This window comes from Pseudoalteromonas mucoides, assembly GCF_049257175.1.
GTDB lineage: Bacteria > Pseudomonadota > Gammaproteobacteria > Enterobacterales > Alteromonadaceae > Pseudoalteromonas.
The window spans coordinates 188,465-209,932 of sequence record NZ_JBMMUC010000004.1; the positions used below are offsets into that span (position 1 = coordinate 188,465).

Here is a 21,468-nt window from a genome sequence, read left to right on the forward strand (position 1 = left end):
ACTGGAAATGTCATAGGAGCTGATATGTTTAATGAAGACCAACGCAATTTCAGACGCATGCAAATTAATGCAAAGGCGACGCTAATTACGCTCGAGCCGGTACCTAATCAGCAGTACGAAGCACTGTGTGTTGATTTAAGTGCAACAGGCCTATCGTTGCATTTAGATGATTTATTAGAAGTCGGTACGATAGTAAAAGTAAATATTGACTCAACAAGCCCTGCGATTGCACCGTTAGATGCCACTGCTAAAGTGATACGCGCTTCTAAAGAAGATGATGGCACGATCACCGCAGGGCTTGAGATTATGCAGTTTAACTAGCTAGAATACTTTGCAGATAAGACCTTTTAAGTAAAATCCTTCAGGATAACTACCTGCGATAGGGTGATCTGCTGCTTGATTTAAACGTTCCATAATCAATAAATCTTTACCCGCATCAAGGGCCGCATCGGCTACTACTTTTTGAAAGAGGTTTTGCTCCATCAAACCTGAGCACGAAAAAGTCAGTAAAGTGCCGCCAGGTTTAAGTATTTGCATAGCAATCATGTTGATATCTTTGTAACCACGACACGCGCCAGTAAGTTGTGCTTTGTTATCTGCAAACTTTGGCGGGTCCATCACGATGGTGTCGAATAACACACCTTCTTCACGGTATTGGCGCAATAGCTTAAACACATCTTGTTTTACAAAGTCGACTTTATTTAGATCAAGGTTGTTATGTTCAACGTTGCGTTTCGCTGTATCAAGCGCTGGTTGAGAAACGTCAACATTAGTAACATGCTCACAGCCTCCACGTAATGCGTAAAGTGAAAAAGTACCAGTATAACTAAAGCAGTTAAGGACTTTTTTATCTTTAGAGAAGCGCTCTAGCGCAGCGCGACTATCACGTTGATCAAGGTAAAAGCCAGTTTTATGGCCTTCGATAATATCAACCTCGAGCTTTAAGCCATTTTCTTCTATTAATACTGGTTGCGCGGGTTTATTGCCCCAAAGTACTCCGGTTGTTGGCTCTAGCCCTTCTTTGTTTCGTACGTCAACGTCAGAGCGTTCATACACATCACAACCTGGGAAAATACTAATAAGAGCAGCTACAATTTCGCCCTTGTGGCGCTCGGCACCGGCACTTAGTAGCTGACAGACTAATACATTGTCAAACTTATCAATGGTTACGCCTGGTAAAAAGTCAGATTCAGCGGCACATAAACGAAACCCTGTTAAACCACCTTCTTCAATAACTTGGGCTCGGGCTTGCAAAGCGCGACGCAAACGACGCTCAAAAAAGTTTTGGTCGATAACCTCTTTTTCATCAAAGCTCCATACACGTGCACGAATTTGTGAATGTGGGCTATATGCCGCAGTTGCTAAAAACTTACCTTCGCTATCGTGAATAGTAACGGTGTCACCTAGACCCGGTTTGCCCTTCATTTTTTTTATGGCTTTAGAAAATAACCACGGATGTTTTCTTTTTAACGACTTTTCGCGACCAGCTTGCAGGTAAATAGCAGATGACATTTGCATACTCATGACAGATTAATTAGCGGCTATTTTAGTAAAGCAAGGTCGAACATACAATGAATGTTTTGCACAACGACCTATAACCGCGGTAAAGTAGCCGTAATATATTGTTTTACATTGAAACAGCGAAATTTATGGAACAGCAAATAGCGTTATCAGCATCACTACAAGCACTTGAAAATGAATGTCGTGGCTTTATCTCGTCACTTATTTGCGCCGATGTAGCGCATGATATAACGCATATTGAGCGAGTTGTGAGAGTAGCCAAACAATTATGTATTGCAGAGCAGGCCGAGATGGCCGTGGTACTTCCTGCTGCATGGTTACACGATTGTGTTGCAGTGGCAAAAAATCACCCTGATCGTGCAAAAGCTTCAACCATGGCCGCAGATAAAGCAATTACCTTTTTAACTTCTATCGGCTATGACGAGAGTTACTTCGATGCAATTCATCATGCAATTGCAGCTCATAGCTTTAGTGCTAATATAAAAGTACAATCAGTTGAAGCACAAATTGTTCAAGATGCAGATAGAATGGATGCATTAGGCGCAATTGGTGTGAGCCGTTGTATGAAGGTAGGGGGCTCAATAAGCCGTCATTTATATCACCCACAAGACCCATTTTGCCAAAACCGCGAAGCAGACGACAAACTCTATACGCTTGATCATTTTTTTATCAAGCTACTTCATGTCGCCAACAGTATGAATACACCGTCAGCTAAAGCTGAAGCACAACGGCGCACTGAATATATGCTTGCATTTATCGAGCAGTTAAAATCAGAAATAGGTGAGTAATATGGCCACGCCATTATTATCAGGTATAGATCATTGTCATCTTAATGTGGAAAACTTGGCCGAGGCTGTTGTGTGGTATAAAGAGGTGCTCGGTTTTCATATTGTGTCTGAGCTTGCCTTTTGGGATGAAGGCAAAGGCCCGCTCACGCTTGAGGATGCTGCTGCAACAACACGGTTAGCATTGTTTGAACGCGCTGGTGTCAGTAAAGGGATTGCGTTTGGTGCAACAGGTGAGCAATTTATTACTTGGTTGAGTCACTTTGAATCACATAAAATCAAAACGATTGTTGCTGATCATGGTGTGACCTTTTCTATGTATTTTAAAGATAACAGCGGCAATAATCATGAGATTACCTCCCATGATTACAGCCATATCAGTCGAGCTATCGATAAATCAATCTTGGTAGGTTGAGTAGACTTTCATAATTGCATCAAACTGCCCTTCAAAAAGAGCAATAAGCTGTGGGTCAAAGTGCTTACCCGCTTGCTCTTTCATGTGTTCAAGCGCTTCATCTACACTCCATGCTTTTTTATAAGGGCGCTTAGAGGTAAGGGCATCAAACACATCCGCAATGGCTACGATACGCCCTTCAATTGAAATATTTTCACCTTTAATACCATTAGGATAACCAGTTCCATCCCATTTTTCATGGTGCTCCATAGCAAGCACATAAGCCAGTTGTAACAATGGAGATGAAGAGTTTTCTAATATTTGTGCTCCAATTTGAGCGTGTTGTTTCATGTAGTCAAACTCATCAGATGTGAGTTTTCCTGGCTTTAATAAAATCGCATCAGGAATACCAATTTTACCAATGTCATGCATCGGGGCTGCTTGTTTGAGCAGTTCAGCATGTTGCTCATCCATACCATAAGCGAGAGCTAAAATTTTACTGTACTTGCTCATTCGGATTATATGTTCGCCAGTATCCGTGTCTTTATATTCAGCCGCTCGGCCAAGCCGATGTACTAAATCGACGTGAGCTAATTTAAGTTGCTCAGCTTGAACTAATGATAAATGTGTTTTTACTCTAGCACGCACAATTGCAGGACTGATAGGTTTGGTTATATAGTCAACAGCACCTATCTCAAACCCTTTAAATTCATCGCTTTCGTCAGCAAGGGCTGTAACAAAAATTATAGGTATATGCTGAGTTTGCGGGTTTTCTTTTAATCGTTGGCAAACTTCAAAGCCGTTCATATCTGGCATCATAATGTCGAGCAAAATGAGTTTAGGTGGCTCTTTTTCAATTAAGGCAAGGGCAGCTTCGCCTGATTTTGCAAACGATAATCGGTATTGGTTACTCAATACTTCACGCATAACCTTAAGATTAGCAGGCTCATCATCAACGATTAAAATTCGTGGGCGCTCGATATTTAAATCCATTAATTTGCCTCCATTTTTTGTGCTTGTTTGAGTAAAGATATTAACGACTCTAGGTTTGATTGGGCGGTATCAAAATCAAATTGTTCGAAACATTCAACAACATTATCGATATCATTTTTATAATTTGTAGGCGCATTTGTTACAATTGTCGCAAGCAGTTCATCATTAAGCTCAGCGTTTTCAGCGTCTATATATAACTGTTCACAAAGCGCTTTAAATTCAGTTGCCGACATTGCCGGTGCATCTTGAGATTCGTGCTTATTAACACTTGGCACACACGTTAAAGTTTTTTCAGCTAACAATAAAGATACAGCGGTTAACTCTACTTCTAATTGTGCAATAACTTTTTCTTGCTGTTCTTGAGAGCTTGCTTTTTCAAGCTCTGAAAATAACGACATCATAGTTGGTAGGCCTAAATTCCCAGCAAGCCCTTTAAGTGTGTGTAGCTTGCCTTGCGCGTCATTTAATGCGCTAAGGCCATGAGCAAATAGTGCCGTACATAAGGTGTGCTGCTCATCAATAAAGCGCTGTATCTCGTTTATTTGCTTACACTTACTACCCCAAAGCTGTTTGCCTTTTTTAAAGTCGATATGTTTCGCTTGAGGATCACTTTGTTCAATAAGCACTTCTTTTTTCAGGCCATAGCCGAGAACTTGAGAAATTTCTTGATTTAATTGATTAATATCTACAGGCTTATTAGCAAAACCATTCATTCCAGCTTTCTTAGCTGTCAGCTTATCTTGCTGTAGTACACTTGCGGTGAGTGCGATGATAGGAGTGTTTTTCAACTGTCTATGCTGTTCAATTTCTCTAATCTTTTGGGTTGCTGTGATACCGTCACATTCAGGCATGTGAATGTCCATTAAAATGACATCAAAGTCTTGCTGCTCAAAAATCTCTAAAGCTTCAAAGCCATTACTCGCCGTACTGACTTTATGTTCGTCACGAGAAAGTAATAAACGAAGTAGCTCTACATTTTGTTCAATATCATCAACAACTAATATACGCAGAGCTGGTAATTGCGTATGTAAACCGTCAAAGTAGTTAATTAGGTTTTCATCACCAGGCTCTAACGGAAGCGCGAAAAAGAAGCAGCTACCTTTATTTTCTTCACTTACTAGGCTGATAGTACCGCCCATTAGTTCAACTAATTGCTTACTGATTGTTGTACCAAGGCCTGTGCCACCAAAGCGGCGAGTCGTCGTGCCATCAGCTTGCTCAAAGGGTTGGAAGATAGCTTTGATCCGCTCTGGTGCAATACCAATACCTGAATCTTGCACTTCAAAAAACAGATGATTATTTTGTGTTGTACTCACTGTGACCTGGATTGAACCTTGCTCAGTAAATTTAATCGCATTGCCAATCAAGTTTGTTAGTACTTGGCGAATTCTATCGGGGTCGCCATAATAGGCTTTATGGACGGACTCTTTAATTGTTAACGTTACTTCAAGGTCCTTTTTCTTGGCCTCTAACCAAAAGGTTGAAATGATACTGTCGAGCACAGGTTGCAAATTAAAGTGAACTGGCTCGATTGTGAGTTTGCCTTTTTCAAGCTTTGCTGAGTCGAGAATTTCATTTAATAATCTTAATAAAGACCGTGCTGCATTATTAACAGTCACTAAATGCTTTTGTTGTTCTTGATCGAGGGGGGTATCCATCAGCAGGTCACTAAAACCAATGATTGAGTTCATCGGAGTGCGAATCTCATGACTCATGTTGGCCATAAATGATTGTTTAGCTTGAGCTGCTTCCTCTGCTGCAACCTTGGCAAGTTTAAGTTTGTCTTCGTACTCGCGTCGTTCACTTATATCAACTAAAACGCCATCAATCCAAATTGCTTCGCCTTGTTTATTAAACTCAAAGCTGCCTTTTTCAAGTATCCACACGAGTTTACCGTTACGGTGACGCACTCTGTATTCAATAGAGTAGTGCTCTTTTTTAGCAATAGCTTGCTCAACAGCTTTGTTTATATGCGGTACATCATCTTTGAATAGTAAATCGCCGTATTCGATATTTTTATTAATAAACTCATTAGGGATATAACCGGTCATTTCAAAGATGTTAGGGCTGATAAACATCATGCTCCACTTTTCATTAATCTCACAACGAAATACAACACCAGGCATGTTATCCATGAGTGAGCGGTACTGTTGCTCTTTAGTTATTAGGTTTTGTTGTAGTTTTCTTTGTTCGGTTAAGTCGGTGATGAACCCAACATAGAGTGGTTCTTGGCCCGGTTGATCAACTTCACCAACGCCAAGGCGAATAGGGAATAAGTGGCCATCTTTGTGCTTTGCCAAGACATCACGGTTAACACCAATGACAGTACCAAAATCAATATGTTCTGCTTTTGATAGATAACCATCATGTTGCTCTGCAATATCATCGGCCATGAGCATTTTGACATTGTTACCTTTAACATCTTGCTTATTCCAGCCAAAAATGAGTTCAGCAGCGTTGTTAAAGCTTAAAATATGGCCTTTGTGATCAATGGTGATAATACCGTCGATGGCTGTTGAAAGAATGGCCTGTAAGCGAGATTCGTTACTTGTCTTATCCTCAAGCAACATACGGTAACGAACGATGCCATTTATAATCGCCACAATTGCGGTAAGAATAATTGTTGAAAATACAACGCTAATAGCGATCAGGGTTAGTTCAGAGTCTTGACTGTCATTGAGAATCGGCGTTACGGCAACAAAACGCGTCGCTAGCATGCCCATGTAATGCATGCCTGCAACTGCAAAGCCTAGTACTATTGCGCTAATAAACCGAGTTTGTACTTCACTTAGCCTTGAGAAAAACTTATTAACATTAAAGCGCATATACAATGATATATAAGCCAACGCGACTGCTACAAGGATTGATAGAGCAAAAGTTAACGGGTCATAACGTAGTAATGGGCTTAATTCCATGGCTGCCATGCCACTGTAGTGCATCGTTCCAATTCCAGCCCCAAGCAAGATGGATGGAACAATGAGCTGCAACGTCGTTTTGTCACTTCTGACCAACATAGATATTGCAGTCCAACAAGCTAAAAATGCAGGAATAAAAGATAAAAAAGTCAGTGTCGGATCATAGCTAATATTTGTGCATAATGAGAACGCTAGCATACCAATAAAGTGCATACTCCAAATACCGCCAGAAAGAACTAATGCTGCTGTTGAGTTTGCTAGTTTTTGGTAGCTGTGAAATCGAGTTGCTTTTGCAAGATCGATTAATAACGCTGCAAAATAAGCCGCAAAGATAGCTGTCATGACAGATAAAGTAACAAGATATGGGTCATAAACCCCATTGATTATGAGGCTTGGATCTTGATCGGTGATAAAAAAAGCTGACAGCATAGCGGCTCATCTCAAGACTTTACAATCAGTTAAAGTAATGACTGTGAAGTGTATTCATAGGAATAATTAATTACATATTTATGTAGGCTTTTGTTATCTTTAAGATAACCATAGGTTAACAAAAGTAAAATATCAATGGGAGCAGGTTACTAAGTGTTATCGGTTACAATTGTAGCACTATTAATAACTAAAATTACAGTTTGTTTTTTAATAATTATTTTATTTATTTTAATAATTATCGTGTCATCTGCTTAACAAAAACAACCACAAATTTATAGATTAGCAGTTATTGAGCAAGGTATTATAACAAGTAGTAAATTTCTTATATTAATCAGTTTAAGAGTTGGCATTGATCGAATACACATTAAAGCGCAGTCGCCGCCGTAAAACCGTGGCAATAAAGGTTCATCAACAATTATTAACCGTTTATGCGCCATACGGCGTTGCTATAGCATATATTGAGCAGTGGTTGGCGACTAAACAAGCGTGGATTAATCAGCAAGTATATAAGCAAAGTCAGCACCAGGATATCCGTCAGTTTCCACTGGATAGTTTACAAATTCGTTTGTTTGATGAGCTATTGACACTGCACTTTGAAATAAACAAAACAAGCTGCTGGCAGTTTTTTGCTAATATGAATCCACCACAGTTGCAGGTTAGTTGCTCTGGACGTGTTAAAAATAATACCGCAATGTATCAAACACAGTTTGAAGACTTTATGCGCGAGCAGTTAGGAAGCTATATTGAAATGCGAATACGGCATTATTGTTCGAGGATGGGCGAAGAGCTACCGAGCAATTTAAAAATAAAAACTTACAAGCGTCGATGGGGCAGTTGTAACCAACGTCGTGAATTGACCTTTAATTTACTATTGGTCGGTGCGCCACATTGGGTTATTGATTACGTTGTTGTGCATGAGCTCGCTCATTTAAAATATTTGAATCACAGTCACCAGTTTTGGCACCGTGTTAGTGAGTTTTATCCCGATTATAAACATGCAACCCAGTGGTTAAAGCGACATGGTGCTAGTTTGCAGTGGGTGTTTGAGTAACTATACACAAAGCTGTTTTTATCTTTTAGCTTGGGTATACTGTCTGCGTCCATTTACTTAAATAAGTAAAATTCTTTTCTCTTCTATAATGATGAATTAATGACTGATATTACAATAGTTACGCACGATGGTAATTTTCATGCCGATGACGTATTTAGCGTCGCTGCACTTAAACTTATTTTCCCTTCTTTTAACTTAATTCGTACCCGGGATGCCAAAGTAATTAGCCAAGCTGATATTGTCATTGATGTAGGTAATGAGTATGACCCAGACAAAGGGCGTTTTGATCATCACCAACGTGGCGGAGCTGGGGCACGCGAAAACGGTATTCCTTTTTCATCGTTTGGCTTAATCTGGCAAAAGTATGGTTTAGAGCTGTGTGAAGGAAATAAAACAGTTGCAGATTCAGTTGATGCTGGATTGGTATCTACTATTGATGCTATAGATTGTGGGTATGTTCAAGGTGTAGAGCAAGGGATCAGCTTAAGCCAAACTATTTCAATGTTTAACCCTACTTGGCAAGAAAGTAGCGATTTTGATAGTTGCTTTAATGAAGCTGTAGAATTTGCAGTGCGTTTACTTAAGCGGTTTATCGCTTCTGCAAATGGCAGTGCAGATGCTAAAAAAATAGTCGCTAAGGCTATTGCTGATGCTGATGACCCTCGTGTCATTGTACTTGAACAATATACGCCATGGAAAAAAACAGTCCACAGTTTATCAAGTGAAGCCCTGTATATGGTTTACCCATCTCATTCGGGTAAGTGGATTATTCAAACCGTTCCTGTAGAACCCGGTTCTTTCGAAGACAGAAAACCGTTACCACAGCCGTGGGCTGGTTTATCTGGGGATGAATTTCAAGCTGTGACGGGCTTAGATGATGCAACTTTTTGCCATAACGGTTTATTTATCGCAGGTGCAGAGTCATTTGCCAGTGTCATGGTTATGGCATCAATCGCATTACAAAGTTAATTTGATTATACCGCTGCGCAGTTTTCATTGCGCAGCTTTATTGTTAGTTTCAGCACCTCCTCTGTATTTGCCATAAACCGATCTATAGTCTCAGATACATTTTTAATTATTTTCACTTTTATCAGATAGGCTATCCTGTTAGTATTTATCGTATTGATTAGTTTACTGTTGTGTAAACTTAAGTTTGCGTTTTGGTGTTTTATAGGTGGTAGGGTACGTGGCAGATATAAGAGATTTAGATCAGTTAAGAGCGGGTATTGATGAATGCGATGCTCAGTTAGTGGCACTGCTTGCTAAGCGTAACAGCATAACTGGCAAAATAGGTGCAATTAAGCAGCAAACTGGCGCGCCTTTACATGCCCCAGACCGCGAAGCGGCACTGCTTGCTGCTCGACGTGAAGAAGCTATTAACCAAGGTGTAAACCCCGAGTTAGTTGAAGATATATTAAGACGCATGATGCGCGAAGCATATCAAAATCAACAGGCTAAACTTGCTTGCGCCGCACCTAATTTATCACCGATCGTAATTGTGGGTGGCGAAGGCGCTATGGGGCAATTATTTGCTAAGCAATTTCAGCGCTCTGGCTATGAAGTGAAAATACTGGATAAGTCACAGCAACATAATGCTACGGAGCTCTTGCGTGGTGCTAAATTGGTTATAGTCAGTGTGCCAATCAATGCATTAGAGACCGTAGTAAAGGCATTACCTAAGCTTGATGAAGATTGTCTGTTAGTTGATATCACGTCAGTGAAACAGGCACCGCTAGCAGTTTTAAAAGCCGCCCATAATGGCCCCGTTGTTGGATTACACCCAATGTTTGGCCCTGATATATCGCATTGGGTGAAGCAAACAGTCGTGGTGTGTGAAGGGCGAGAGCATCACATAGCGAAAGGCTTACTCGAGCAGTTACAAGTGTGGGGCTGTCAATTAGTAGAACTTAACGCAAAGAAACATGATGAAGCGATGCAGATAATTCAAGTTATGCGTCACTTAACTACATTTGTTTATGGACAGTTTTTAGCAAAACAAGGCCATACACTTGAGGAGCTTCGCAGTTGTTCGTCGCCTATTTACCAATTGGAATTAATGATGGTCGGGCGTTTATTTGCTCAATCACCAGAGTTGTATTCAGATATTATGCTGGCGCAGTTTGATAATGTGGAGGAGTTATTAGCTCAATACCAAGATACCTTCGCACAAACTTTAGAGAAGTTAAAAGCAGGAGATAAAGAAGCATTGATGAATGCATTTGCACAAGCAAAAGCGTATTTCTCAGATTCAACGGCGCACTTTTTAACTCAAAGCCGCAGCTTACTTAATAAAGCAAATGACGCAAAAGTACTCGATTAATATAAAGGATGAGTAGGCTGATTTTTTTATCAGCCTACTACAACTGAGCTAATTGATTAATAACACATTTTATACTTTAAAAGTAAGTAAAATGTCTTTCACCTTACGTGAACCTTCCACCAAATGAGCGGCATCTTTAGCGACATTAAAACTCAAGTTTAAGTTTTCATCACTAAAGCCTTTAATTTGCTCTACATTAATACCAATATCACTACTCACAGTTTGTTGCTGCTCTGCGGCAGTGGATATTTGTGTTGCTAGTTGTGAAATTTCACTGATTTGCGCAAAAATGCTATCTAACTCAACTTGAGTGTGTCCAGTGGTATTAACACATTCATCAGCTTGTGCCTTGGTGTTTTTCATCACCGTAGACCAATTAAATAAGGTATCTTGAATCTCTTTAATTGAACTGTGGATTTGTGAAGTAGCGCGTTGGGTACGAGACGATAATGCACGAACTTCATCAGCAACAACAGCAAAACCGCGGCCATGTTCCCCCGCTCTTGCGGCTTCAATGGCTGCATTGAGAGCTAATAAATTCGTTTGTTCAGCGATACCTTCAATTTCAGTCATTACTTGACCAATTTTATCCGCTTCCGTGGCCAGCGCATTTGCCGTACTCGCAGCTTGCTCCACTTGAGAAGCCAGATCTGAGACCATTGAACTATTATCAGCTATGTGGGCTTTTATATCAGAGCAACTTTGGTAAGTTACATTTACTTTCTCAGCGGTGTCTTGAGTACTATTAGATATTTCACCAATGGTGGCACTCATCTGCGACATCGCAGTAGCTATTTGGCTTAAACGTTGACCTTGTGCTGAGATACCTTGCTCTGTAAGCGATGATTGATTATCTAAGTTTTGGGCTATCGTATTAAAGGTTACCGTGGCGTCTTTGACACGACCAAGTACGGTACGTAATTTGGCGTTGAGCATTTCACGGTTGTACTCACTAATACTAAAAGGGTGAGCACCAACGTAAATATAGCGAGAGACCGAGTCAAACTCTGCTTTTTGTTGCTTTAAAGCCAACGGAGTCACAATTAGCTCGTCGTAATTGAGTAATACAATTAAACCTAAAAAAACTGTCGCAAAAAGTGCTACAGCTATAGATGTGTAAACAGCGAGTGCTAGCAAACCTACGATGGCTAAAATAACGCAAAGTAGCTGTCTGACTCCAACTTGCTCTCTGAATGAGCTGACGGATTTACCTTCATTTATTTTTTTGTATAGCCCAATGGCTCGCTGTTTTAGTTGCTCTGAAGGTTTTGTTCGTACTGATTGGTAGCCAACAAGTTGGCCGTTTTCGAAAATAGGCGTTACAAAAGCATCAACCCAATAATAACGGCCATCTTTGCAGCGGTTTTTCACCATACCACGCCATGAATGACCTGCTTTTAGTTTTTCCCACATTTCTTTAAATGCATCTTTGGGCATATCAGGGTGACGGACAATGTTATGGTTTTTACCTACTAACTCTTCTAATGTGTAACCTGCAATGTCACAAAAAGCCTCATTAGCGTAGGTGATTACACCACGCAAATCCGTTGTGGAAACTAGCTCTTGCTGTTGTGAAAAAGAAACTTCTTCATTTATTAATTCGTGACCCCGACGCATGGGCTTTCCTTAAGCATACTTTTTATTAACGCCAATTATAAAGTTAATACTTAGTTTATAAAGTAAAAATACCTAAATATAATACTTTCAAGTAACTAATTGTATTTTTACTGATCTGAAACAATAAATGGGTAAATTTATTTAGCTCTCGTAATAATACTTTGAACAGTTATAGGTTATTACCCGGTCAGTCTTATCTACATAATTTTAACGCACAGTAGTGGTGCAATTAAAGCAATTGTATAATCACCTTTTCAATGGCAAGATTACTACAATAAAGCAAACTGCTATGAATGGTTTTGGGTATTGTGTTGGCAATGTCAGTATTTTTGCTGTAATGCGCATTATAGTTATTATGCTAAATAGTGGGAATGAGTGTGATCTTAACTATTAAGCCTTGAGTATTATCATTTTGCCCCCATAGATTTAGGATTAAGCCACGTGGCTCGAGGAAATATTTTTTGACAACACATGATCTAACTTCAACGTTAACAGCGTTATCTCCAGAACAACATAAATACGCAATTAAAGGTATTCAACGTGGCATTGAAAGAGAAGCTCTAAGGATTAAGCCTAATGGAGTTATTTCGCAACAAGGTCATCCCAAAGGCGTAGGATGTGCATTAACAAATGGCCATATAACCACAGATTTTTCAGAAGCGTTATTAGAGTTTATTACCCCTGTTAGTGAATCAGCCCAAGAAACATTAGCGCAGTTGCAAGACTTGCAAAAATTCACCTTATCGCAAATGGGTGATGAACTGCTATGGCCGATTAGCATGCCATGCTTTATTGAGCATCAAGACGATATAGTTTTAGCTCAATTTGGCGATTCAAATATAGGTCGAATGAAAACCTTATACCGTGAAGGTTTAAAAAATCGTTATGGCAGCATGATGCAGGCTATTGCTGGGGTACACTTTAATATTTCATTTCCATCGACCTTTTGGCAAAGTTTGCAAACAGTTAAAGGTGATAACGGTTCTTTAGATGATTTTATCTCAGCTGGTTACTTAGGCCTTATTCGTAACTTCAAACGAGAGCTTTGGCTGATAAGTTATTTATTTGGTGCATCTCCTGCGTTGTGTAATTCCTTTTTACAAGGGCGTAAAACCAACTTACCTTTTAAGAAATTAGGTAAAGGTACTTTATACTTAGAAACAGGCACTGCTTTGCGTTTGGGAGACTTAGGTTATACCAATAGCGCACAATCGTCGTTAAAGGTTATGTATAACTCTTTAGAAGAGTATGTCGCAGGGCTTAAACGTGCAATCAATACACCGTCTGATATCTACGAAAGTATTGATGACTATAAAAGCGAGCAACCCAAGCAATTAAATAAAAATATTTTGCAAATAGAAAACGAATTTTACTCGCCAATTCGTCCTAAGCGCAATGCAAAAAGTGGTGAAACACCAACAGATGCATTACTACGCGGTGGTATCGAATATATTGAAATCCGAGCACTGGATGTTAACCCATTTAGTGAAACGGGTATTTCATTAGAGCAGATTCATTTTTTAGATGTGTTTTTAACCTATTGCTTGTTAAAAGACTCTCCAGATATGGATTGGGATTCGCAAACTCGAAGCACTGAAAACCTTGACTCCGTTGTAAATAATGGGCGTGATAGCTCATTAGAGTTAAATAAATCAGGTGTTGCAACGAGTTTAGTACACTGGGGTGAAGAAATATTCAGCCAGTTAGCTGACGTTGCTGCATATATGGATAATGCATATGGTACCGAGCATTATGTAGCAACCGTAAACCGTTTAAAAACATGGTTACATGATTCGTCTTTAACCTATTCAGGCCAATACGTTGATCAGCTAAAAGATGCAAACATTGATAATGGACACTTTGCATTAGCGCTTGCCCAAAAGTATAAACAAAGTCATCAAGCAACGCCTTATCATGTTTATTCAGATACTTATTTGCAGCAACAAGCTATGCAATCAGTGACGGATGAACAGGCGATTACCGCAGCTGATAGCTTATCGTTTAAGTCATTTTTAGCGGATTACTTTAAAGGTAATTAACAGGCAAAAAAAACGCAGCCCAAGGTGGCTGCGTAAAAATTCTTCAGGGATGAAACAATGCTAAACTGCGCATTCAATAAATAAGACTCATACTTTTATAAAAAGTTCAGCGAGAACTCAAAAAAATGAAAAGAAACTTAATTATTTTATCGCTGGGAGCCATTTTAACCGGTTGCGCAACAGCTCCCCCCAAACAACCTAATGATATTTGTAAGATTTTTGAAGAAAAAAACGACTGGTATTATGATGCTCGCGATGCCCAAGATAAGTGGGGGTCGCCAAAACATGTACTTATGAGCATGATGTATCAAGAAAGTTCGTTTCGTCATGATGCTGCACCACCGATGGAGTATTTCTTGTGGATAATTCCAACAGGCCGCGCAAGTTCTGCTTATGGTTATTCACAAGCCAAAACACCGACGTGGTCTGATTATATTCGCGAGACGGGGAATAGTGGGGCTGATCGCGATGATTTTGATGACGCTATCGACTTTATGGCGTGGTTTGTTTATAAAACCAATAAAGTGAATGGCGTATCAAAATGGGACGCCTACGCCCAATACCTTAACTACCACGAAGGCTGGGGGGGTTATAAGCGTGGCACTTATAAAAAGAAAAAGTGGCTGATGAGTGTGGCTAACAAAGTCAAAAACCGTGCAAGCCGCTACGGTGCGCAACTACAAAAATGTGAAGATGATTTAGATAAAAGCTGGTTAGAGCGTTTATTTAGCTGATTTATCAAGTTTAAGTTAACGATAAGCCCGCATTTGCGGGCTTAATTATTGTTACCCTAGTAAAATCACTTACCAGGGAACTGGTGAATATGCACATCTCTTTGTGGGAATGGGATGGTGATATTTTCTTTATCGAAGGCCATTTTAACGCGCTCGTATAAACCAAAATAGACTGGCCAAAAGTTATCAGAATCAACCCAGGCCCACACCAACATACCTATATGACTGTCGCCATGTTGGCTAACGTGCACCACAGGTTGTTTATTCTCTTCCTTTAGTACTAAATCATAGTCATTTAATACGCTCATAAGTACTTCACGAGCTCTTATAATATCGTCGCCATAACTGATACCAAACTCAATATCAATGCGGCGGGTAGGCTCTGCAAACTTGTTTTTAACGCAGCCATTTGATAGTGCTCCATTTGGAATGATGATTTTTTCGTTATCATAAGTTAGTAACACAGTAACAAATATTTGTATTTCAACCACTTTACCCATATGACCTTGCGCTTCAATAACGTCGCCGACTTTAAATGGTTTAAAGAACAATATAAGAACACCACCGGCAAAGTTAGCCAAGCTACCTTGTAGCGCCATACCGACCGCAAGTCCAGCAGCACCGAGCATCGCTATAAATGAGGTAGTTTCTATGCCAATCATAGAGGCAACTGAGATCAGTAATAATACTTTTAAGATAACAGAGATAAACGACACTAAAAAGTGCGTCAGTCCAGCTTCAAATTTAACTCGCGCCATTGATTTTTCAGCCATATTTGAAATGCGGCCTATAAACCACCAACCAATTAGTAAAACGAGTATTGCAAGTAAAAATTTAGGGCCATATAACATCAGCATTTCGACTGCTTGAGTATAAATGGCTTCGATAGAAATGTTTTCCACTAAGGATTTTCTCCGTTAAGTATAAAATTAGCATTTATATAATAGTCTAATATTTATGACTTAAATGAGTAATTGGCTCGGAAAATTCAGAAATTTTAAAGTGAAGAAGGAGTAGAGTAGTATTTCACTACTCTACTTTAGAGACTTATACGTTACGTTTATTGGCTTGAATACGTACTAACTTGATCATGTTTTCTTTAACTTCAACGACTTCAATAGGGTAGCCTGAAATACGTAAACTTAAGTTAGTATCTGGAATGTCTTCTAAGTATTCAATAATTAAACCACTGAGAGTTTTAGGCCCATCAAGTGGGAATTCCCAATCCATTTCTTTATTCAGATCACGCACATTGGCACTGCCATCCACTAAGAATGAACCGTCTTCTTGTGGCACAACTTCTTCGCTAGGGGTGCGTGTTTGTGTTGTAGTAAAATCACCCACAACTTCCTCTAGAATGTCTTCAAGGGTAACGAGGCCTTGGATATCACCATATTCATCTACCACTAAGCCAATACGCTCTTTCGATTGTTGAAACTTAAACAGCTGTGTATTGAGTGATGTTCCTTCAGGAATAAAATAAATTTCACGAACAGCCCGCAGTAAAGAGGGTTTATCGAATTGTTCTTTAGTCAGTAGACGAAGCGCGTCACGTGAATGAATAAAGCCTACAGCATCATCTATTTGGTCACGGTATAACAGCACGCGGGTATGCTGGGCGTGTGTTAGCTGTTTACTAATAAGTTTCCAGTCGTCATTGATATCGATAGCAATAATTTCATTGCGCGGGATCATGATATCTTCAACAGTAACTTGTTCTAAATCTAAAATAGAGGTCAACATGCTTTGATGGCGAGCGGGGATTAATGCACCAGACTCATTTAGTACAGACTTTAACTCTTCTTTACTCATGCTGTGTTCGTCTATTTGTTCAGCGCTAATACCAAATAAACGCAACATTCCGTTGGTCATCCAGTTAACTACAACAACAAATGGGAATAGAATTTTAAGTAACCCTTTTAGTATTACTGAGCTTGGAAAAGCAACTTTTTCTGGGTAAAGGGCAGCTAGAGTTTTAGGCGTTACTTCAGCAAAAATAAGTACAACAAGTGTCAGAACACCAGTTGCAATAGCAATACCTAAATCACCGTATAAGCGAATACCAATGATAGTAGCTACCTGAGCGGCAGCGATATTAACGAGGTTATTACCAATTAGGATCAAACCGATGAGTCGGTCAGGACGGCTCAGCAGCTTATTAACGCGTTTGGCAGCGCGATGGTTTTCTTTAGCGAGGTGGCGCAGACGAATTCTGTTTATTGACATTATGCCCGTTTCAGAGCCAGAAAAGTATGCAGAACATAAAATTAGAATACCGAGTATTATAAATAAAACACTCGTAGATATGCTGTCCAAAGAAGGATCCTTTTATTATAAATCAATGCGTATTAAGCGGTAGTGAGCAGCCTGAGTCAAGTTAAAACTTATTCAGAATAACTTCTTGTATAAAACGGCTGCCAAAATAAGCGAGGGTCAGGACAAATGCCGCGACCATAATAGCCAGTACAACTGGTTTTCCACGCCAGCCTTTAACTATATGTCCTAGCGTTACAATAGCAAATATTGCCCATGCAATTAATGACAAAATAGTCTTATGGATAAACTCACTAGCGAACATGCCATCTAAAAATAAAAAGCCAGAAAGCAGTGCTGCGCTTAATAAAACAGTGCCCAATGTTAGCAAATGATAGAGCTGGCGTTCAACCACCATTAAAGGCGGCAAGTGGCTGTGAACAATCGCTAGGTCTTTGCGTTTTAAGCGCTTATCAATAAAGTAAAATTGCACACCGTATAAAGTCGCGATGATCAGGACGCAATAGGCTAATAAGGACAGTGATATATGGGTGACTAGAGCGACTTCTACTTCAATGCTTTGCAGTAAAATGTGGTGAGGAATAAACAAACTAGCAAAGGTCAGAATTGCCGCAAAGCCATAAACAACGGGGAGTAAAAGTGTTGCAGGGAATTTAAGTGATACAGTTGTGACCGAAACCACAATGACCCAACATGTAAGCAGAGCAACATTAACAATACTTAAATCTTGCCCATCAGCACGAAACACCGAATTAACTAACAACAGCATATGCGCTAAGATTGCCACTGTACTGAGTATGACAGTGAGCTTTTGGCTCGGCCCCTGTTGATGAAACAGCCGAGACAACACATGAGATGTCGCTAATACGTAAAATAAACTGGCAATAATAGTTAAACTAATAATCAGCATAGTGCTTTGGCCACTCAATTTGAGTCAAATAATCCTTGTTAAAGTTAGTCCATTGTATTTTATAGCAAGGCAAAAGCCTAGACTTTGTAAAAAGAAACTCAAACAGAGTACTTGAATACTGTATTGTGCGCCTAAATTTACGGTATACTGTTTTTAATTAAAATTTAAATTAATACTGGTAAGTGTAATTTAGGCTCATTTTATAGAGCTGATGAGTATGTATGCTATCGGTATCACGTTTTATCGGACCCTTTATATGTTTGAGAATCTCCAAGAACGACTAGGTAAAACCTTAAAAAATATTAGCGGCCGCGGACGCCTAACAGAAGACAATATCAAAGACACGCTGCGTGAAGTGCGCATGGCTTTTTTAGAAGCGGATGTTGCGTTACCTGTTGTTCGTGAGTTTGTAAAACAAGTAAAAGAACGTGCTGTTGGTGTTGAAGTCACCAAAAGCTTAAGCCCAGGCCAAGTTTTCGTAAAAATTGTACGAGAAGAGCTTGAAAAAGCCATGGGCGAAGCGAATGAAGAGTTAAGTTTAAATGCTCAACCGCCAGCAGTTGTAATGATGGCTGGTCTTCAAGGTGCGGGTAAAACAACCAGCGTCGGTAAACTTGCGAAGTTTTTAAAAGAGCGTAAGAAGAAGTCAGTCTTAGTTGTGAGTGCCGATGTGTATCGTCCTGCGGCGATTAAACAGCTTGAAACGTTAGCGACTGAAGTGGATGTTGACTTCTTTCCCAGTGATATTTCGCAAAAACCGGTCGACATTGCCAATGCTGCAATTTCTCATGCGAAAAAGAAATTCATTGATGTTGTATTAGTCGATACCGCGGGTCGTTTACACGTTGATAGCGACATGATGGATGAAATTAAAGCGCTGCACAGTGCGATTAATCCTATCGAGACCTTATTCGTTGTAGATGCAATGACTGGTCAAGATGCAGCAAATACAGCTAAAGCATTTGATGAAGCATTGCCACTGACGGGTGTGATTTTAACAAAAACAGATGGTGATGCACGTGGTGGTGCTGCTTTATCTATTCGTCACATTACCGGCAAGCCAATTAAGTTTATGGGTGTGGGCGAGCGCACTGATGCACTTGAACCTTTCCACCCAGACCGTATCGCGTCGCGTATATTAGGAATGGGTGACGTACTTTCATTAATCGAAGAAGTCGAAATGAAAGTTGATAAGGAAAAGGCTGCCAAGGTTGCAGAAAAAGTATTTAAAGGTAATGGTTTCACCTTGGATGATTTTGCAGAGCAATTAAAGCAGATGAAAAACATGGGTGGCATGATGTCGATGCTTGATAAGTTGCCTGGTATGTCAAATTTACCTGATGCTGTAAAAGGCCAAATGGGTGATAAAACCTTTATTCAAATGGAAGCAATCATTAGCTCAATGACAAAACAAGAGCGTGCGCGTCCAGAAATCATCAAAGGGTCGCGTAAAAAACGTATTGCGGCAGGTTCTGGTACGCAGGTACAAGAAATCAATAAATTGCTAAAACAGTTTACCCAAATGCAAAAAATGATGAAAAAGATGAAAGGTAAAGGCGGCATGCAAAAAATGATGCGCGGTATGAAGGGCATGATGCCACCAGGTATGATGGGCGGCGGCCCTAAATTTTAATATCGCAATCAATTTTGCATATTAAATAGTCAAATTAATTTTAAAAAGAGGCAAAACGCCTCTTTTTTTGTGGATAATTTATGCATTCAATTGCTTACGATACCTTATTTCACGCACAGATCAGTGTTTAATCTACTAAACTGAGATTTTAGATCACTTCTTACTTGCATTGTTGCTAAAAACTCGTACAATTCCCCAGCTCCCCATACTGGGGAGTAAATCTTATTAATGAAAACAGTCAATCTATTTAGAGGACGGTATGGTAACTATTCGTTTGCAACGTGGTGGCGCTAAAAAACGCCCTTTCTATCAAATTGTGGTTGCGGATAGCCGTTTCTCGCGTGACGGTCGCTTCATCGAGAAAGTAGGTTTCTTTAACCCAATTGCTTCAGGTCAGGAAGAAAAAGTTCGTTTAGATTTATCTCGTGTTGATCACTGGGTAGGTCAAGGCGCAGGTCTTTCAGATCGTGTAGCTAAGTTAGTTAAAGACGCTCGTAAAGCGGCTTAATAGGCGTAAGTGTAACCATGAGTCAAGAGAACACCTCATCAATAATTGTCGTAGGAAAGCTCGGTGCCCCGTATGGTATAAAGGGCTGGCTTAAGGTACATTCATTTACTGATGATCCCCAAGGGATCTTCGATTTCAGCCCGTGGTTGATAGGGCAGCAAGGTAAATGGCAGACCTTAGAAGTGGTCGACTGGCGTCGCCACAACAAAGGCTTTATCGCTAAGTTTGCGCAAGTAAACGACAGAGACCAAGCAATGGCTTATACCAATGTTGAAATCTCTGTGGATTCAGCGCAGCTACCAGAACTACCGCAAGGTGAGTTCTATTGGCGAGATCTCATCGGCATGTCGGTTGTAACTGATAAAGGTTATAACTTAGGCACTGTTGATGACCTGATGGAGACAGGCTCAAATGACGTATTAGTTGTGAAAGCAAATAATAAAGATGCATTTGGCCAAGCTGAGCGTTTAATTCCATTTTTAACTGATTCAGTTATTAAAGAAATTAAACACGAAGCGAGAGAAATTACCGTAGACTGGGATCCTGGCTTTTAATGAGTCAAACGAGTTCGTTGTGGGTAGGGGTTATCAGCCTTTTCCCGGACATGTTTGATGCCATTACACAGCAAGGTGTAACAGGTCGCGCAGTAAAAAGTGGTTTAATCGACTTTAACTGCTGGAATCCGCGAGACTATGCAACTGATAAGCATAGAACCGTAGATGACCGTCCTTACGGGGGCGGACCAGGTATGTTAATGATGGTTGAACCATTGAAACAAGCCATTCTTGACGCAAAAAAAGCGGCAGGTGATGGTGCAAAAGTAATTTATATGTCCCCGCAAGGGCGCAAATTAGATCAGCAAGGGGCGAGCGAACTCGCAAACTCCGAAAAACTGATTTTGATTGCCGGTCGCTATGAAGGTATAGATGAGAGAATAATAGAATCATACGTTGACGAAGAATGGTCAATTGGTGATTTTATTTTGAGTGGTGGTGAATTACCTGCCATGACATTAATTGACGCAGTAGCGCGATTAGTGCCAGGCGTGTTAGGTCATAACCAGTCAGCGGAGCAAGATTCATTTTCGGATGGCTTGCTAGATTGTCCTCACTATACACGGCCAGAAACATTGGACGACAAACAGGTTCCTGCTGTATTACTCAGTGGAAACCACCAAGAGATAGCTAAATGGCGGCAAATGCAGTCATTAGGTAGAACTTGGTTACGACGTCCTGACTTGTTGCATAACCTAGCTCTGACTGAGGAGCAAGCGGTATTACTCGCAAAATTTCAGCAAGAGTACCAAAAAGCTTGTGGCTAGAAGACAGTTACACCTAGGAAAGTG

At 40.1% G+C, this 21,468-nt stretch carries 19 protein-coding genes; 12 read left to right on the forward strand and 7 right to left on the reverse strand.

The window, feature by feature from the left end; genetic code table 11:
• The first annotated feature begins 24 nt into the window (after window positions 1-24).
• Window positions 25-321: a PilZ domain-containing protein gene (locus AAEU30_RS06050; RefSeq protein WP_421959746.1), complete on the forward strand. Its 297-nt coding sequence runs from the start codon at window positions 25-27 to the stop codon at window positions 319-321.
• Here the strand turns inward: AAEU30_RS06050 and AAEU30_RS06055 are convergent, their stop codons facing one another.
• Window positions 322-1,512 carry a class I SAM-dependent methyltransferase gene (locus AAEU30_RS06055; RefSeq protein WP_421959747.1) on the reverse strand — a complete coding sequence of 397 codons (1,191 nt, stop codon included), beginning with the start codon at window positions 1,510-1,512 and terminating at the stop codon, window positions 322-324.
• Between the two features lie 137 nt (window positions 1,513-1,649).
• Between AAEU30_RS06055 and AAEU30_RS06060 the strand changes: the two genes are divergently transcribed.
• Entirely contained in the window at window positions 1,650-2,309 is a 660-nt protein-coding gene (locus AAEU30_RS06060; RefSeq protein WP_421959748.1) for an HD domain-containing protein, read from the forward strand.
• Window position 2,310: 1 nt separating this feature from the next.
• Window positions 2,311-2,721, forward strand: coding sequence for a VOC family protein (locus AAEU30_RS06065; protein WP_421959749.1), 411 nt, complete (start codon window positions 2,311-2,313; stop codon window positions 2,719-2,721).
• On the opposite strand, the gene AAEU30_RS06070 is transcribed toward AAEU30_RS06065, so the two are convergent.
• A complete protein-coding gene (locus tag AAEU30_RS06070; RefSeq protein ID WP_421959750.1) occupies window positions 2,704-3,693 on the reverse strand; it encodes a response regulator in 990 nt (329 codons plus the stop codon). The genes AAEU30_RS06065 and AAEU30_RS06070 overlap by 18 nt on opposite strands.
• Window positions 3,693-7,037, reverse strand: coding sequence for an MHYT domain-containing protein (locus AAEU30_RS06075; RefSeq protein WP_421959751.1), 3,345 nt, complete (start codon window positions 7,035-7,037; stop codon window positions 3,693-3,695). Before AAEU30_RS06075 ends, AAEU30_RS06070 begins: the two co-directional genes overlap by 1 nt.
• Before the next feature lie 352 nt (window positions 7,038-7,389).
• Between AAEU30_RS06075 and AAEU30_RS06080 the strand changes: the two genes are divergently transcribed.
• The 3 genes from AAEU30_RS06080 to tyrA all read left to right on the forward strand — a co-directional run bounded on the left by AAEU30_RS06080 (window position 7,390) and on the right by tyrA (window position 10,408).
• A complete protein-coding gene (locus tag AAEU30_RS06080) occupies window positions 7,390-8,088 on the forward strand; it encodes a M48 family metallopeptidase (protein ID WP_421959878.1) in 699 nt (232 codons plus the stop codon).
• A 99-nt stretch (window positions 8,089-8,187) separates the two neighbouring features.
• Entirely contained in the window at window positions 8,188-9,057 is an 870-nt protein-coding gene (locus tag AAEU30_RS06085; protein ID WP_421959752.1) for an MYG1 family protein, read from the forward strand.
• Window positions 9,058-9,274: 217 nt separating this feature from the next.
• Window positions 9,275-10,408, forward strand: a complete 1,134-nt coding sequence (tyrA, locus tag AAEU30_RS06090) for a bifunctional chorismate mutase/prephenate dehydrogenase (RefSeq protein ID WP_421959753.1) — start codon at window positions 9,275-9,277, stop codon at window positions 10,406-10,408.
• Window positions 10,409-10,477: 69 nt separating this feature from the next.
• On the opposite strand, the gene AAEU30_RS06095 is transcribed toward tyrA, so the two are convergent.
• Window positions 10,478-12,025, reverse strand: coding sequence for a methyl-accepting chemotaxis protein (locus tag AAEU30_RS06095; protein WP_421959754.1), 1,548 nt, complete (start codon window positions 12,023-12,025; stop codon window positions 10,478-10,480).
• A gap of 461 nt (window positions 12,026-12,486) precedes the next feature.
• Between AAEU30_RS06095 and gshA the strand changes: the two genes are divergently transcribed.
• Both gshA and AAEU30_RS06105 read left to right on the forward strand, forming a co-directional pair.
• Complete coding sequence (gene gshA / locus AAEU30_RS06100) at window positions 12,487-14,064, forward strand: glutamate--cysteine ligase (protein WP_421959755.1); 1,578 nt, start codon at window positions 12,487-12,489, stop codon at window positions 14,062-14,064.
• A 125-nt stretch (window positions 14,065-14,189) separates the two neighbouring features.
• The gene (locus AAEU30_RS06105; protein WP_421959756.1) at window positions 14,190-14,798 is read left to right on the forward strand and encodes a transglycosylase SLT domain-containing protein; all 609 of its coding nucleotides are present in this window, start codon (window positions 14,190-14,192) and stop codon (window positions 14,796-14,798) included.
• A gap of 65 nt (window positions 14,799-14,863) precedes the next feature.
• Here the strand turns inward: AAEU30_RS06105 and AAEU30_RS06110 are convergent, their stop codons facing one another.
• The 3 genes from AAEU30_RS06110 to AAEU30_RS06120 form a co-directional block, all read right to left on the reverse strand.
• Complete coding sequence (locus AAEU30_RS06110) at window positions 14,864-15,700, reverse strand: mechanosensitive ion channel family protein (protein WP_421959757.1); 837 nt, start codon at window positions 15,698-15,700, stop codon at window positions 14,864-14,866.
• A 145-nt stretch (window positions 15,701-15,845) separates the two neighbouring features.
• A complete protein-coding gene (locus AAEU30_RS06115; protein WP_421959758.1) occupies window positions 15,846-17,114 on the reverse strand; it encodes an HlyC/CorC family transporter in 1,269 nt (422 codons plus the stop codon).
• Between the two features lie 61 nt (window positions 17,115-17,175).
• Complete coding sequence (locus AAEU30_RS06120) at window positions 17,176-17,982, reverse strand: cytochrome C assembly family protein (protein WP_421959759.1); 807 nt, start codon at window positions 17,980-17,982, stop codon at window positions 17,176-17,178.
• A gap of 256 nt (window positions 17,983-18,238) precedes the next feature.
• On the opposite strand from AAEU30_RS06120, the gene ffh reads away from it, so the two are divergent.
• From ffh to trmD, 4 genes are all read left to right on the forward strand, one after another.
• A complete protein-coding gene (gene ffh, locus AAEU30_RS06125) occupies window positions 18,239-19,615 on the forward strand; it encodes a signal recognition particle protein (RefSeq protein ID WP_421959760.1) in 1,377 nt (458 codons plus the stop codon).
• Window positions 19,616-19,874: 259 nt separating this feature from the next.
• Complete coding sequence (rpsP, locus tag AAEU30_RS06130) at window positions 19,875-20,123, forward strand: 30S ribosomal protein S16 (protein ID WP_058561214.1); 249 nt, start codon at window positions 19,875-19,877, stop codon at window positions 20,121-20,123.
• Window positions 20,124-20,140: 17 nt separating this feature from the next.
• Complete coding sequence (rimM, locus tag AAEU30_RS06135) at window positions 20,141-20,677, forward strand: ribosome maturation factor RimM (RefSeq protein ID WP_421959761.1); 537 nt, start codon at window positions 20,141-20,143, stop codon at window positions 20,675-20,677.
• Entirely contained in the window at window positions 20,677-21,444 is a 768-nt protein-coding gene (gene trmD, locus AAEU30_RS06140; protein ID WP_087530755.1) for a tRNA (guanosine(37)-N1)-methyltransferase TrmD, read from the forward strand. The genes rimM and trmD overlap by 1 nt, the downstream gene beginning before the upstream one ends.
• Window positions 21,445-21,468 lie beyond the last annotated feature (24 nt).

Bases quoted from the DNA above. Each gene is read 5' to 3' on its own strand.
- AAEU30_RS06095 (WP_421959754.1), bottom strand. From the start codon at position 12,025: ATGCGTCGGGGTCACGAATTAATAAATGAAGAAGTTTCTTTTTCACAA.
- AAEU30_RS06075 (WP_421959751.1), bottom strand. From the start codon at position 7,037: ATGCTGTCAGCTTTTTTTATCACCGATCAAGATCCAAGCCTCATAATC.
- trmD (WP_087530755.1), top strand. From the start codon at position 20,677: ATGAGTCAAACGAGTTCGTTGTGGGTAGGGGTTATCAGCCTTTTCCCG.
- rimM (WP_421959761.1), top strand. From the start codon at position 20,141: ATGAGTCAAGAGAACACCTCATCAATAATTGTCGTAGGAAAGCTCGGT.
- AAEU30_RS06070 (WP_421959750.1), bottom strand. From the start codon at position 3,693: ATGGATTTAAATATCGAGCGCCCACGAATTTTAATCGTTGATGATGAG.
- AAEU30_RS06065 (WP_421959749.1), top strand. From the start codon at position 2,311: ATGGCCACGCCATTATTATCAGGTATAGATCATTGTCATCTTAATGTG.
- ffh (WP_421959760.1), top strand. From the start codon at position 18,239: ATGTTTGAGAATCTCCAAGAACGACTAGGTAAAACCTTAAAAAATATT.
- rpsP (WP_058561214.1), top strand. From the start codon at position 19,875: ATGGTAACTATTCGTTTGCAACGTGGTGGCGCTAAAAAACGCCCTTTC.
- AAEU30_RS06060 (WP_421959748.1), top strand. From the start codon at position 1,650: ATGGAACAGCAAATAGCGTTATCAGCATCACTACAAGCACTTGAAAAT.
- AAEU30_RS06120 (WP_421959759.1), bottom strand. From the start codon at position 17,982: ATGCTGATTATTAGTTTAACTATTATTGCCAGTTTATTTTACGTATTA.
- AAEU30_RS06055 (WP_421959747.1), bottom strand. From the start codon at position 1,512: ATGTCATCTGCTATTTACCTGCAAGCTGGTCGCGAAAAGTCGTTAAAA.
- AAEU30_RS06050 (WP_421959746.1), top strand. From the start codon at position 25: ATGTTTAATGAAGACCAACGCAATTTCAGACGCATGCAAATTAATGCA.
- AAEU30_RS06105 (WP_421959756.1), top strand. From the start codon at position 14,190: ATGAAAAGAAACTTAATTATTTTATCGCTGGGAGCCATTTTAACCGGT.
- AAEU30_RS06085 (WP_421959752.1), top strand. From the start codon at position 8,188: ATGACTGATATTACAATAGTTACGCACGATGGTAATTTTCATGCCGAT.